Origin of the sequence: Hymenobacter guriensis (assembly GCF_015773195.1) — a bacterium.
Lineage (GTDB): Bacteria > Bacteroidota > Bacteroidia > Cytophagales > Hymenobacteraceae > Hymenobacter > Hymenobacter guriensis.
This window is the reverse complement of the sequence record NZ_JADWYK010000001.1, coordinates 545,714-559,187: the sequence shown is the minus strand read 5'-3', so window position 1 is coordinate 559,187 and position 13,474 is coordinate 545,714. Positions and strand designations below refer to the sequence as shown.

The window sequence follows — 13,474 nt, the reverse complement described above, 5'->3', positions numbered from 1 at the left end:
CTTAGAGCAGCACTTACCATTTCACCAGCTCACTATCTCACCTCAGGGAACCGGGTCGTAGCCGTGCCCCCCCCAGGGGTGGCAGCGCCCGATGCGGCGCAACGCCAGCCGGCCGCCGCGCCAGGGGCCGTACTTCTGCACGGCCTCGGCCGCATAGGCCGAGCAGGTGGGCGTAAAGCGGCAGCTGGCCGGCGTAAGCGGTGAAATCAGGCGGCGGTAAACCCAGATAAGAGCCAGCAGCAGGTGGCGAAACAGAAAAGCCATAATCAGAAGCAGAACCGGAAAGGAGGGGCGTGGTTTTCGCGAGAAGTAAGCGCCCTCAATCAGCAAAGGAACAAGTTGCCTAAGGTTGAATTCTTGCGCTCACCAACGGTCAAGTAAATACATAGACTATAGAAAATTATTGCGCTATGGCCCTTGCGCAAAGCCCGGCCGCCTGCTACCTTCCAGCTATGCGAAAAATATACTTATCAGTGAGTTATTGTATGTTGATGGCAGGCTGGGCCCACGCCCAGGGCAGCGGACCCGGGGTAGTCGGGGCTCGGGCGGCGGGCATGGGCCAGGCCGCCGCCACGCTCGCCGATGTATGGGCGCTAAGCAACAACGTGGCTGGCCTGGGCTCCCTGAACCGCCTGGAAATTGGCGTGGCCGCCGAAAACCGGTTTCTGACGCGGGCCCTATCTACCGCAACGCTGGCCGCCGCTGCACCCTTGGGGCGTGCCACTACTGATAATGCGGCCGGTCGCTACGGCGTGGTGGGCGTCACCCTTCAGCGCTTCGGCGACAAGCTCTACAACGAGCAGCGCGTGGCCGCCGGCTATGCCTACCGCACCGGCGTAATGAGCGTGGGTGCCCGGGTAGATATGCTGCAGGTGAGTCTGGAGGGACTGGGCAGCCAGCGGGCTGTGGCTGCTTCGGTGGGTGCCCAGGCCGAGCTGCTGCCCCGGCGGCTGGTTTTCGGGGCCTTCCTCTACAACCTCAACCAAGCCAGGCTGGCTTCCTACGAAGATGAGCGCGTGCCCACAGTACTGCGCGCCGGCCTCTCGTACCGCCCCACCGATAAAGTAATGCTGAACGCAGAAGTGGAAAAGGACCTGGACCGCGGTGCCGAGTTTCGGGGCGGGCTGGAATACCAGGCCCTGCCGGCCCTGGCCTTGCGGGCGGGGGTGCTGGGTTTGTCGGAGCAGGTAACGGGCGGTGCCGGGCTGCGGGCCGGCCGCTTCCGCTTCGACTACGCCGCTGCCTGGCACTCGTCGCTGGGGCTAAGTCAGTTTCTCACGGCGGTGTTCCGGCTGGATTCTCCTGCGGCCCCCGCCGTTCCGGCGCAGCCTTAGCCGGTTTGGAGGTTAAAGGGGAGAATTTGTTAGCCTTGGTTCTCGTCCTGTTTCAAGAAGCGGATGCTGGCTGAAGGGTGGCAATTTTCAAGCACGCTTCTCTAGTAATTACTGGCTATGCCCGAGCGGCCCGTTTATCGTAATTCATGAAGAAGGGCAGCAAGCCACCAGCACCGAGTAACACCGCTACTCCGCCGCATAGCAGCAGGGCCACTTCCTCATAATGATAGGTTTCGTAGTCCTGGGCATCCTGCAACAGTTCCTGTCTGATCTGGGGCGGCGGATTCCAGTGGTCAAGCTGCCGTTCCTGCCAGCGCATACGTCGCGGAAAGTAGTCGTCGAACTGGTAGGCGTACACATTTACACAGAGCGTGGCGAGCAGCAAGCCAACCAGGCCCACTACGAGGCCCCGTTTCAGGTACCAAACGGCGGTGCCTTCGCCTTCCCTCAACACTGGGCTCAGGGCACGGTAAAACAGCAGTAAAACGAGCACTACGCCGGCCATCAGGGCAAAAATGTACGTTAGTGGCTCCTGGTATAGCGAGTTGCCCGTGGCGCTACAGCCCACAAAAATGCCTAGCAGCAATATACCAAGCAGGGCGGCGTAAAGCAGGATGGTTTCGTAGAGTGTTTTCATAACAAAGACAAATCAGGTTACTGCGTAAAAACCGTCAGCTCGGCCCGGATATTGGTGGTGATGCCCGCATATTGCTTCCAGGGCCGAGTAGCATCCAGCCGCGACCAGGTAGCATTGCTGCCCTTCAGGCGTTGGCCTTGCAGCGTGGGATACGCATTAGCTTCCACTTCGTGGGTTGCACTTGCATCGGCCGGAGAGGGCGAAAGCAATATTTTGATATTGCCTTTCCCGCCCTTCGGAAGAGCGTAAGAAACCACTTGGTCGGCGGGATTGGTGGGCAGGCATTCCACTACCACAAATAAGCCTGCCGGTGGCAACTGACGCCCGTATTTGCTTATATCCAGCACTAACTGACCGCGCCGAAGCTCTGCCAACTGGCCGGGACCATATTCCAACGGTTGGGGCAGCAGGTCAGGGCCAAGCGGAGTGGGCCGGCCACTCGAGTCCGGGCGGGCTTGCAGCAGCCGGATACGCAGGCGACCTTCCGTGGGCTGGTTGGCCACAAACAACCGCACTTGGTCCAGGTAGTAGGGCTGCGCGGTTGGGGCAGCAGAGGTGGGAGGCAGCAACAGCATAGCCACAGCTTGTCCGGGGTTCAGGCTGCGTGTCATTCGAGGGCCTCTTGCCAGCACCGTTGAAAGCGTGACCACCTTTTCGGGGTGTACCGTAACGGCTTCGAGCATAAAGGCCTGTTGCGTCAGGCGCAGGGTGTCGGGGCGCTCGGCGGAGTAAGCGGCCCGATGTACCTCGAGAGGTGCATAGCCAAGTAGTTGCAAGCGCAAATGCACGGGTGCCAGGGTTATAGCAAAATGGCCATCAGCATCTGTAGTAAGCGCTCCGAAGGGCGTAGGTGCTTGGGTATTTTCTACCCGCACGCCCCGCAAAGGCTGTCCCGAAAGGGCGTCTACCACAACGGCATGGTACGCATGGCCAGTAGGCTGGCCCCCGATGAAGGTTGCTAACCAGAGCAAGTGAATATAAAAGAGCATATACAACAAAGTAAGAAACACCCGGAAAGTCAGCTGGTACACTGGCCCCCTCTGGAGCAGAGGAGGCCAGTGCGAAAAGGCTGTATAGCGTTGGCTGATGACGACAGGTAAAAGTAGCTTGTCGTGGGCGTCCCTGTATCAACGGAGAGCAGCCGTGCCAACGCTCAGCACCTATTTAGTTAGCACTTGATGATGATTTCATTGCGAATCTGACCAAACCAACCAACATCATAATGCCAGATTTCGCCGTTGATGCAGTCACTCGTTACGGAGTGCGGGAAGATGTTAGCAACCGCTTTGTCGCCGGCAGCCGACCCAAGAATGCCAGCTAAGGCAAGCGTAGTCACGAGAAGAAATTTGGAGAGTTTTTTCACTTAACACGGGATTAACAAATATGCCTACTCTATATGCTTTTCGGCAACCGCAGTTGTTTGTAGCTGGCCAGCCTAATTGGGCAACGTCCCGGCGACAAAGATGAATAGTTGTTCTTTGATAGGATAATACTAATTATAAATTATACGAAAAGAACAATATTAGTGGCTATCTTAGGGTGTTGCTTGTGTCTGATATCAATAGACATGGAAGATAAAATTTGTGAAGTATTTTATAAATAATCATGTTATATTCACATATTATATTGTCAGAAGAGTTGAGAGGGGAGTGTCGGCCACTTTAGTACCTTACCTATTCTAAATCAGCGGCGTTGTAGCAAAATATTGCTGGGTGTAGCTTGTGCCAGGAAGAAGAGTCTGTTACCTTCCTGCTGTGGCTAAACTATACACTACAATACCCATGTACTTGAATGTGGCAGCGGCTTTGGCAGCCCCTCAAACTCGTGGGCAACTCTTCTTATCGGTTGCAGGCTTAGGCAACGGACAGGGTGCCGGTGCCGCTACTCATGTAATAGCTGGCTCGCTATGATACTGAACGTTACGCTGGGCTTTAGCCACTACCTTTTTTGCCTGGGAACGTTGCTGCTACTGAGCGGGGCCACGCAAACCCAGGCCCAGGAATACATGCGGCCTCAGCCCGACCTCGACAAGCTGATGCAGGAGCTGTTTGCCGAGCCCCAGAGCGACCAGGTACCCTACGAAGACCTCTACGAAACCCTGGTACAGCTCTACCAGACGCCCCTCAACCTGAACACGGCCACGGCCGAGGAGCTTCGGTCCCTGCTGCTGCTTTCCGAGTCCCAGATTGCCGCCCTGCTACAGCACCGCCAGGAGTTCGGGCCGCTGCTTAGCATTTATGAGCTCCAGACGATTCCGGGACTGGATCTGCGCGCCATCTACCGCGTGGCCCCCTTCGTGACGGTGGTGAACGTGAACCCCAACGGCACCCGCGGTCCGCTCTGGCAGCGCATTCTGCAGGAAGACAACAATGCTCTGTTCATTCGCTACGAGCGGGTGCTGCAGCAGCGCCAGGGCTACACCGCCCCCGATACAACCAGCAGCGGCGGCCTCAGCAGCCGCTACCTGGGCTCCCCCGATAAGCTCCTGATCCGCTACCGCACCAGCCACACCCGCGACTTCAGCCTGGGGTTCGTAGCTGAGAAGGATGCCGGCGAGCAGTTCGTGTGGAACCCCGCCGCCCGTCGCTACGGCGCCGACTACCTTTCGGCGCATTTCGTGGTGCAGGAGCGGGGCCGGCTGAAAACCCTGGCTCTGGGCGACTACCAGTTGCAGTTTGGGCAGGGCTTGCTGCTGTCCTCGGGGCTGCAGGTGGGTAAGGGGGCCGAAACCATTACTTCCCTGCGGCGCAGCTCCCTGGGCGTGCGGCCGTATTCCTCAGTGCTGGAAAGCACGTTTTTCCGGGGCGCGGCGGCTACCGTAACGATGGCGCGGGGCCTGCAGGCCACGGTGTTCGGCTCCCGCAAGCGGGTGGATGCCAACGTGCAGGCCGCTACCGATACCCTGGCCGAGTTCGATGAGTTTTCCTCAGGCGTGCTGCTCACGGGCTTTCACCGCACGGCCTCGGAACTGGCCAACCGCAAGCAGCTGCGCGAAACCATCGGGGGCGGCAACCTAAACTACGCCAACCGTGACGGTAGCTTCACGGCGGGCCTAACGGCCGTGCATACGGTTTATGATAAAGCGTTGCAGCGCCAGCCGGAACTGTACAATGCCTACGAGTTTCGGGGACGTACTAATACGGCCGTGAGCGTAAATTACAGCTACGGGCGCGGTAACGTGAACTTCTTCGGCGAAACGGCCCGCTCGGCCAGCGGCGGCCTCGGCACCATCAACGGCCTGCTCGTGAGTCTGGCCTCGAACGTGGATGCCTCGGTGCTCTACCGCCACTACGACCGGGACTTTCACACGTTCTACGGCAATGCCCTCAGCGAAAACACCCGCAACATCAACGAAACCGGCCTGTACATGGGGCTGAAAGTGCGGCCCGTGGCGCGCTGGGAGCTGTCGGCGTACTACGACCAGTTTCGGTTTCCGTGGCTGAAATACCGGGTCGGGGCTCCTTCCCAGGGCCACGACTGGCTGGCGCGGCTCACGTTTGCGCCCACCAAGACCAGCACCCTCTACGTGCAGGTGCGCACCCGCGTAAAGCCCTACGACTTCGACACCGACCCCTCGCGCCTGCTGCCGCTACCCGAGCCCACCGTGCGCCGCAGCATCCTAGGCTACTACAACGCCGATGTGACGCCCATCTTCAGCCTGCGTACCCGCGTGCAGGGCACCCGCTACCGCGAGGCCGAGGGGCCTTGGCGCACCGGCTTTCTGCTGGCGCAGGACGCTTCCGTGGCCATCGGCCGCCCGCTGCGCCTCACGGCCCGCTACGCTCTCTTCGATACCGACGACTACGACACCCGCCAGTATGTGTTTGAGCAGGACGTGCTGTACGCGTTTTCGGTGCCGGGCCTCTACGGGCGGGGCACGCGCATGTACTTGCTGGCCGAGGGCCGCCTGAGCCGTCACCTCACGCTCTGGGTGCGCTACGCCACCACCCGCTTCCGCGACGTAGCCACCGTGGGCTCAGGGTTGGAGGAAATTCAGGGGCCGGAGCGCTCCGAGGTGAAAGCCCAGCTGCGCTACCGCTTCTAGCTACGGTACCGTTGCTTACAGCTTCGTCAGTCGAAGCGTGACTGGGGCGGCCTTGTCAATCTGTACGCGCACCAGGTAGAGGCCGGCTGGCTGGGCCAGGAGCAGCAGAGGGCGCTGCACGCGGGTGCCAGGCTTAGCAAAAGTTTCGCGGCTGATTTCGCGCCCTACGGCATCAAGCACCTGTACCTGCACCGTGCCACGCCGGGCGTTATCGAGCAAAAGCTGGAACTCGCCGGGGCCGGGGTTCGGGAAAACCGATACGCCCGCCAGCGCGCTGGCCGTGGTGGTGGCTGTGGCCGTGTTGCGGATGGTGCATAGCTCCAGCGTCCAGGCCTGCAGGCTGCCGCCCAGCGTGTTGCTTTGGTCCTGCACCGTCAGCGTCCAGGTGCCGTTGGCGGAGAGGCCCTGCAGGGCAGAAAGCGGGTTGGCAGGCTTAGCGCTGGCATTGCTGGAGAGCGGACAGGCCACGGCGGCCGTGGCCTGATCGTCGAAGGAAACCTGCACGCCACTGGTACCGGCGCAGGCTCCGGTAGCCAACACCACGCGCTGCCCGGTGGGGGAGGTAAGCGCCACAATCAACTCCGATACATCGGGATAGGTAATGGCCAGGTTGCGCACATTCACATCCGCCACTTTGTCGGCGCTTTCAACCACCACGGTAGAGGAAACCGTGGCTACCGCCGCCGCGCCCAGCACCTTGGGCACATCCGTGCTGACGAACGTCTGACAGTCAATGGTACCGACGCTGAAGCTGGCAGCCTCCGAAAAAGGGCCATTACTGCACGAGGCGTTGTTGCCCCGCGCGCGCCAGAAATACGTGGTGCCGGCCGTAAGCGCCGTGGGCAGCGTGAAACTGGTGCCGCTGATACCCGCCTGCGTAAAAACGGGCTGCGCGAAGGTCGCTTCCGTCGCTACCTGGAGCTCGTAGCTGGTAGCATTGGCAACAGCCGACCAATTGAATACGGGCAGATCCGACACGCTGGTGGCGCTGGTGGCCGGGGCCTTCAGGGCAGGCGCGGCGGTAACGGCCGTCAGAATCCGAAAGCTGAAGGTCTGGGTGCGGGTCTGGCTGCCAGCGGTGGCGGTTATGGTGGCCGAATAGGTGCCCGTAGCGAGGGAAGCCGGCGTGGTGAGCGTGAGCTGGACCGGGCCGAAGGACGCGACGCTGGCGGGCGAAAAGCTGGCCGTGGCGCCTGCCGGCAGCCCGCTGGCCGCTAGCGTGATGCCACCCGAGAAGCCCTGCAGCGCCGTCAGTACCAGATTGGTCGTGATAGTAGTGCCGGGGCAGGACGATAATTCGGCACTTTCGCCCCCGCGGCTCAGGGCAAACGTAGCGGCAGTTGGCACCTCAATCGTGCTGTTCTGGTTTGAAATATCGAAATAGATGTTGCCCACGGCCGCCACTTTGATGCGGGCCTGCATAGTGGCTGGCGTATTGGCCGGAATGGTAACCAGCTGGGCGCCGTCGTTGGGTGTGCCGGCCGCCAGCGTGATGGGGAAGGTCTGGCCCCCGTCGGTGGAAAGCAGGATATCCACCAGCTGCGTGTTAATGGGAGCCTGATTGGTGCGGGCCACGTCCCAGGCAACGCGCTGCGGAGCGCCCGCCAGCCACGTCTGCGCGGCGGCGGGCTCCGTCACCAGAAACGGGCCGGCCGTACTGACTACGGGCAGCAGCACAGTGTCGGCGGCGAAGCCGCCCCGGTTGTCGCGGGTAGTGAGCCGAAAAACCATCCGCCGGGCGTAGGAAGGCAGCACTTCCCCTACGCGCGTGGTATTGCTCAGCAGGTCGGCGAGGTTCGGAAACGTGCGGGTTGGGCTGGTCGTTGGAGCAAAGGACCGGAAAATAGGCGCACTACCGCGGGGCGCGGTAGGCGCGCCGGCGGCGCCCTTGTCGAACTGTTCCCAGCAGTACGTCAGGATGTTGCCATCCACGTCGGAGCCCGCGCCGGTAAGCGTAAACGGGGTGCCGATGGGCAGCACGTAGCGGCTGCCGGCCGAGGCCGTGGGCGCGTGGTTGGCCGTGCTGGTAAGAGCCGGGCAGGCACTACCCGAGCCCGAGGCCGTAAACGTGCTGATTTCGTCCAGACTGATAGCGTGGAAATAGGGGTCGGAGTTGGCCTGCAGGTTCTGGGGGGCGCAGATGCCCGCGTAGGCCATAATGGTGGTACCGCTGCCCGGCTCATAGGCCGTAGTGCTTTCGCGGTTGCCGCCCGCGCAGTTGCCCGCCGTGCCGTTGAAGGTATGACTGGCTCCAAACTGATGGCCGATTTCGTGGGCCACGAAGTCCACATCGAAGGCGTCGCCGGAGGGGTTGGGCAGGCCGGTTCCGCCTTGGGCTTTGTAGCCGTTTTCGCAGACCACGGCCATCGAGGCCAGCCCCCCATCGGCGGTGCAGAACAGGTGGCCGATATCGTAGCTGGCGGCCCCGATTTTTTCGTCGATGATGCGCTGGTTGGTGTTCAGGGCCGCGTCGTCCACTTCGTTGGAATACGGGTCCGTGGCCGGGTCGAGGTAAATGAGCGTTTCTTCGTTGTCGACCAGCTGCAGGCGGATGGCCAGTTCTCTTTCGTAGATGCCGCTTACCCGGTTGATAGAGGTAGTAATGCCCGCCAGCGCGCCCGCTACGGTGCCGCCTTTTACCCGCGCATATTCCCCGGTGCAGGCCACGGCAATGCGGTAGGTGCGGAGCTGCTCGCCGGTGGCCTGGGGCCGGGCCGTCCGGGGCTGGGTGGTAGCGCGGCTACCCGTTGCGTAGCACACCGGGGCTGCACCGGTCAGGGTCGAACGGTCGTACACCACGTGGGTGGCCGCGCCGGCCGGGTCGATGTACACCGTGCCGGAGGCCGACAGAATCTGGGCGTGCAGGCCCGCGGGCGTTACATCCAGCCGCACGGTGGCCGTGGGGTCGTCGATGCCCTGGCCGGCGTAGGTGACTATCTGCGGAAAGCGGGCTGCCAGCGCGGCGGGCAGCACCGGCACCGTCGTCAGCTGGAAGCGGCCGGACGTGCCGTTGGGCAATGGCAGGGCTATAACGGTAGCGGCTGAGCTGCGGCGCGCGGCGGTTTCCGCCGAGGGTGCGGCGGCCAGCACCTGGCGCAGGGCCGTCAGCTGTACGTTCACGGGCCGGTAGCTGCCCAAACGCTGCACCACCGGGTGACTAACGGCCGCGGCCGATGGTGCATCGGCCCACAGCACCCGCTGGGCGTGGGAGGCGGATACGCTCAGCAACAGCAGCGCACCGGCCCCGGCCAGCCGCCGTACAGCGCGCCGGGGAGACGAATAGAAAGCAGAAAAAAGCATCAGCAGCAGGCCAGTAGCAAGAGGGCCTTGAAAGTACGGAATTAGCCCTGATTTTCCTGCCGGGTATTCCGGCAATCAGCTTGGGTAGCCGACGAAGCGGACCAAAAATAAACCAGCCCATTTCTCACGAGGAGAAATGGGCTGGAACAACGCTGTGGCAAGCTGGCGGCAAAGCCCTCAGACGTCGTTTTTCAGGAACACCAACGGAGTTTTGTCGGCTTTATTGATGCGGCGGCGAAAATCCAGGTAAGCGGGGTAGTCGGCCTTGGGAAAGCGCCCCCGGTTCATCTGCAACCGACGAATATACTGAATGGTACCGTCGGGCAGGGCCTGATGCTGGGCCGAGTACGTGCCGAACGCCGTGGAAACCTGCACGGGGGCCGGTAAGTTTTCGGGCCGGAAGCCAGCCGGGGTTTTCAGCTGCACGGTATCGGCATCGAGGTAGGCAAAGCTCTGCCACACGTCCGTTTTCCGCTCGCCCAGCTGCGGCGCCGGCGCCCCCGATTGGTTGAGCACGTTGGGCACCACAAACACCCGCTTGCCGCTCACGGTGGCGTAGCGGGGCAAACTCAGCTCCAGGTTTTCCACCATCACCGGTACCGGCAGCGTGGCCCCGGTCTTGAGGGTGTAGCGGCTGATGGTGAAGCTGGGTACGGAAATCTGACGGTAGGCGCGCTTTTTCTGGTCATCGGGCGTGAGGTTGTGAAACACCTGGGCCAGATCGTCCTGCTGCAGAGCGGCCGTGCGGGTGCGCACCGTGGCGGTGGCGTTGCCCTGCTCATCGAGGCGCAGCTCGGCCCGGCGGAACTGGGTGTTGTCGGTGGCTTTGTACACCGGGGTGCGCACCAGCTTGCCGCCCGCCGGCGTGAGCAGCAGCACGTGGCGCCCGGCCGTAAAGTCGCTCAGGTAGTTGAAGGGCGTAGTTTGCGACGTGCATTCCAGCCACACGGTATCGACGCGGGCAGCCTGTTGCAGGGGCACGCACAAGATCATGTGGTTGAACTGGTTGCTGGGAAAGTCCGTCCGGATGTCCGGGCGGTCGGCCCCGGCCAGGGCGCAGTAGGCGGGCACGCCGGCCGCTTTCAGCAAAGCCATGCCGTAGTTCGACAGGGCTTTGCAGTCGCCGTAGCCTTTGGCCGCTACCTCGGTGGCCGGAATCGTCTGCCAGCCGCCCAGGCCCAGCTGAATGGAAATGTAGCGGGTATTGGCCTGCAGATACTCGTACACCTGCCGCACCCGCTCGCGCACGTCGGGCACGCGTTGGGCCAGTTCCTGCATGCGCGTAAGCTGGGTGGCCGGCAGCTCGCCCCGGCCTTCGTTCAGCTGGTACTCCCACTTGCCGAATCCTTCCCAGGACGTCAGGTCGCCGGCGTGGTTCTGCACCTCGAAGGTGGCCGGGGCGGTATACACGGCCGGCAGCAGCTCCCGCAGCGGCAGGCTGTACGACTCAGGCTCGAAGGCCGGCACATTGGCGATGCTCCAGGCGTGCACCGTGTAGTTGCCTTCGGTGGTTTGCTTGTCCTGGCTGCCCGCCGGTAGGTTTACCTCGCGGTAGCGGAGGGCCGGCAGGCTGGCGGGCATCTTCACCCGAAACTGCGACTGTTCCACGCCCAGGTGCGTGGCCAGCACGGGCATCCAGACGGGGTAAAACAGGGTGTTGGACGTGGTGTACTCCTCCTCGAACTCCACCGTGTAGGGGTAGCGGCCCTGCTGCAGGTTGGCAATGCGGGCGCGGTTGTCCTCGGCAATGCTGATATCGGAGGTGATGCTCACGTCGCGCACGTCGGCGGAGCGCAAGGTACGCAGCAGCTTGCCCTCGGCATCGTACACGGCGCCTTTCAGGTAGTTGATACTCTTGAACTTGTCGTAGTCGACCTGGTCCACGGCGTAGTCGTCGCCGTCGGCATCCAGAATGGTAATGGCGTAGCGCAGCGTATTCACCGCCTGCCCCGCCGACTTCACCGTGAACGTCTGGTCGTAGAGGCGCACCACGGCGTGGGCGTTTTCGCGCAGGGCCTCGGGAATGGTAGCGGCCGGGTATTTGGGCGGAGCGCCGGCCCAGGCGGCCGTAGCGGCCAGCAGCGCGGCGGGCAGTAAGCAGAAGCCTTTCATCTTAGGATTTCTTTTTCAGGACGATGCGCTCGGCGTGCTTGGCCACGATCAGGCTGTAGAACTCGCGCAGGCTGGCGTACTCCTCAGCCGAGTAAGCGGCCTTGGTAAAGGAAATGCGGCTCACCACCTGCAGGCCGCCCGCCGTTGGGTTTATCAGGTACTGGAAGCGGCCGCCGTTGTCGGGCAGGGATACGGCCGTGTTTTTGGGCAGCTCTTCCACTTCGTAGCCTTCGGGCAGGGTGAAGGTCAGCATGAGCGTCTCGTCGTGGCCGGCGCCAAAATCAACCGGAAAGCGGCGGTCGGCCAGGCGGAACGGGTTTTCATCTTCCCCAAAGTTCTGCATGGGGCTGAGGTAAATCGTGCCCGCGGGCTCATTGTCCCCGGCTACCTCCACTTCCATGTCAATGGCCAGCGGCTTGGCCAGCGCATCGGCCTGCTGCACCGTGTACTTGGGCACCGACCAGCCTTCATTGCCTTTGATGTAGGTGGTTTCGATGTACTTCTTCTCGCCCAGCCGTTGCAGCGTGGCCCGGGCGTTGAGGGCCTGGTAGCCGCCGCGCTCGTCGTGGATTTTGCCTTTCCAGCCGCCCCGGCTGTCCAGCTGCAGCTGCGCCGTCTGGAAGTGCACGTAGCGCTGAGGCGAGCTGATAGTCAGCCAGTGGTCTTCTAGGTTTTTCTCGGTTACCAGATGGCCCTGGGTGTTGAGCACGCGCTCCGGCAGCATGCCAAAGTCGGCTTGCTTCTGGGTGGCATCCAGCAGCAGGGGCTGGGTTTGGCCGGGCAGCGTCACGGCTGCCAGCACGTAGTTGCAGCGGCTCACCATCGGCGAAGCTATGTCCAGGCGGCCGTTGTCGCGGGTGCTCAGGATAACGGGCGTGGCCGTCAGGCCCGCGTCGCGCAGCAGCCCAATCAGCAGCAGGTTAATGTCGGCGGCCGTGCCGCTGTGCAGCTCGTAGGCCTTCCGCACGCCGTTGCTATACATCCGGTCGTGGTCGTTGTACTGCATATTGGTGCGCACCAGCTGGTGCACGGCGGCCGCGCGGGCCAGGGGCTCGGTGTGCTTGGCCATGATGGCCGCCATTTCCGCTTTCAGAAAGCCGGTACGGCCGATCTGGGCGCCAAAGTTGTCGGCCGTGAGCAGCTCCGAGTTGATTTTGGTCCAGCTGCCCATCTGCTGCGTGTAGCCCTGCTGGGGAAAGCGGGTGCCTTTGAGCTCAAAATCGACCCGGGCCACGTAATCCTGCACCGTGGTAATGAAGGGCTCCTGGCGGAAAGCCGGCACGTCCTTCATGGCCCAGCGGTAGATTTTGGTGGACGGGGTTACGGTTTCCATTTCATTCCGGTCCCGTATCGTAAACTGAACCGTGCCGGAGCTCTGCTCGCTTACTTCCAGGGGCTCGTAGCCCTGCATCGACAGGCGGTAGTCGAAATATTCCGGGATGCTGACCCGGTACTCGCTCCAGCGCACCGGAATGGAGCGCTGAAACTGCCAGTCCTGCAGGTTGAAGAGGAAATCCGACGACACCATGTAGGTGTATTCCACCACGGAGCCTTCCTTCACGTTGGGCAGGGTAAACTTGCGGGTGGAGCGGTTGGCATCCTGCTGCTCCGTAAATATGCCCGTCGACTCCAGCTTTTCCTTTACCAGCTGGCCATTCACCAGGTTGTAGGTGAAGCCGCGCAGGCCGCCGACCCGCTCTTCGTTGCCGTTGGTCTTATACAGGGGGATTTTAACCGTAGCCCAGTCGTAGCCCGACTTTTTAAGAATTTTAATTCGCGTGGTGCGTTCAAACACCACTTTAAAGTCGTTCTGCGCATACTCAAAGTGCGTCCGGCCGTAATCGGCCATCACCACGGCTTCGGCGGCGGTATCGGCCGCAAAGTTTTTCGCGTCAAATTCTTTCAGCTCGAGCTTGCCGAATTTAATGGGGTCGGCCTGCGCGTGGGCTGATTGGGCCGCCGCGAAACCCAGGCTCAGGGCCAGGCCGGTAAGAGAAAGTACACGTAGTATCATACAGGAAGAAGTAGGTGTGACGGTAGAATTGC

General features: G+C 61.9%; 9 protein-coding genes. 2 read left to right on the top strand and 7 right to left on the bottom strand.

All coding sequences use genetic code 11. From position 1 onward, the window contains the following. Nucleotides 1-42: 42 nt before the first annotated feature. Nucleotides 43-264, bottom strand: coding sequence for a membrane protein insertion efficiency factor YidD (gene yidD / locus I5L79_RS02480; RefSeq protein WP_196953432.1), 222 nt, complete (start codon nucleotides 262-264; stop codon nucleotides 43-45). 188 nt (nucleotides 265-452) lie between these two features. Here yidD and I5L79_RS02475 point away from each other — a divergent pair, with 188 nt between their 5' ends. After that, nucleotides 453-1,334 carry a PorV/PorQ family protein gene (locus tag I5L79_RS02475; protein ID WP_196953431.1) on the top strand — a complete coding sequence of 294 codons (882 nt, stop codon included), beginning with the start codon at nucleotides 453-455 and terminating at the stop codon, nucleotides 1,332-1,334. 115 nt (nucleotides 1,335-1,449) lie between these two features. Here I5L79_RS02475 and I5L79_RS02470 read toward each other — a convergent pair whose 3' ends face one another. The 3 genes from I5L79_RS02470 to I5L79_RS02460 form a co-directional block, all read right to left on the bottom strand. After that, entirely contained in the window at nucleotides 1,450-1,971 is a 522-nt protein-coding gene (locus I5L79_RS02470) for a hypothetical protein (RefSeq protein ID WP_196953430.1), read from the bottom strand. Nucleotides 1,972-1,988: 17 nt separating this feature from the next. Beyond that, the gene (locus I5L79_RS02465; RefSeq protein ID WP_196953429.1) at nucleotides 1,989-2,960 is read right to left on the bottom strand and encodes a peptidase associated/transthyretin-like domain-containing protein; all 972 of its coding nucleotides are present in this window, start codon (nucleotides 2,958-2,960) and stop codon (nucleotides 1,989-1,991) included. A gap of 179 nt (nucleotides 2,961-3,139) precedes the next feature. Beyond that, entirely contained in the window at nucleotides 3,140-3,307 is a 168-nt protein-coding gene (locus I5L79_RS02460) for a hypothetical protein (protein WP_196953428.1), read from the bottom strand. A 570-nt stretch (nucleotides 3,308-3,877) separates the two neighbouring features. Here I5L79_RS02460 and I5L79_RS02455 point away from each other — a divergent pair. Further along, complete coding sequence (locus I5L79_RS02455; RefSeq protein ID WP_196953427.1) at nucleotides 3,878-6,016, top strand: helix-hairpin-helix domain-containing protein; 2,139 nt, start codon at nucleotides 3,878-3,880, stop codon at nucleotides 6,014-6,016. Between the two features lie 15 nt (nucleotides 6,017-6,031). Here the strand turns inward: I5L79_RS02455 and I5L79_RS02450 are convergent, their stop codons facing one another. The 3 genes from I5L79_RS02450 to I5L79_RS02440 all read right to left on the bottom strand — a co-directional run bounded on the left by I5L79_RS02450 (nucleotide 6,032) and on the right by I5L79_RS02440 (nucleotide 13,442). Beyond that, nucleotides 6,032-9,316 (bottom strand): reprolysin-like metallopeptidase, encoded by a 3,285-nt coding sequence (locus I5L79_RS02450; protein ID WP_196953426.1) that lies wholly within the window; start codon nucleotides 9,314-9,316, stop codon nucleotides 6,032-6,034. Between the two features lie 177 nt (nucleotides 9,317-9,493). Then, nucleotides 9,494-11,428, bottom strand: coding sequence for a DUF3857 domain-containing protein (locus tag I5L79_RS02445; protein ID WP_196953425.1), 1,935 nt, complete (start codon nucleotides 11,426-11,428; stop codon nucleotides 9,494-9,496). A 1-nt stretch (nucleotide 11,429) separates the two neighbouring features. Continuing rightward, nucleotides 11,430-13,442: a DUF3857 domain-containing protein gene (locus tag I5L79_RS02440; protein ID WP_196953424.1), complete on the bottom strand. Its 2,013-nt coding sequence runs from the start codon at nucleotides 13,440-13,442 to the stop codon at nucleotides 11,430-11,432. Nucleotides 13,443-13,474: the final 32 nt, after the last annotated feature.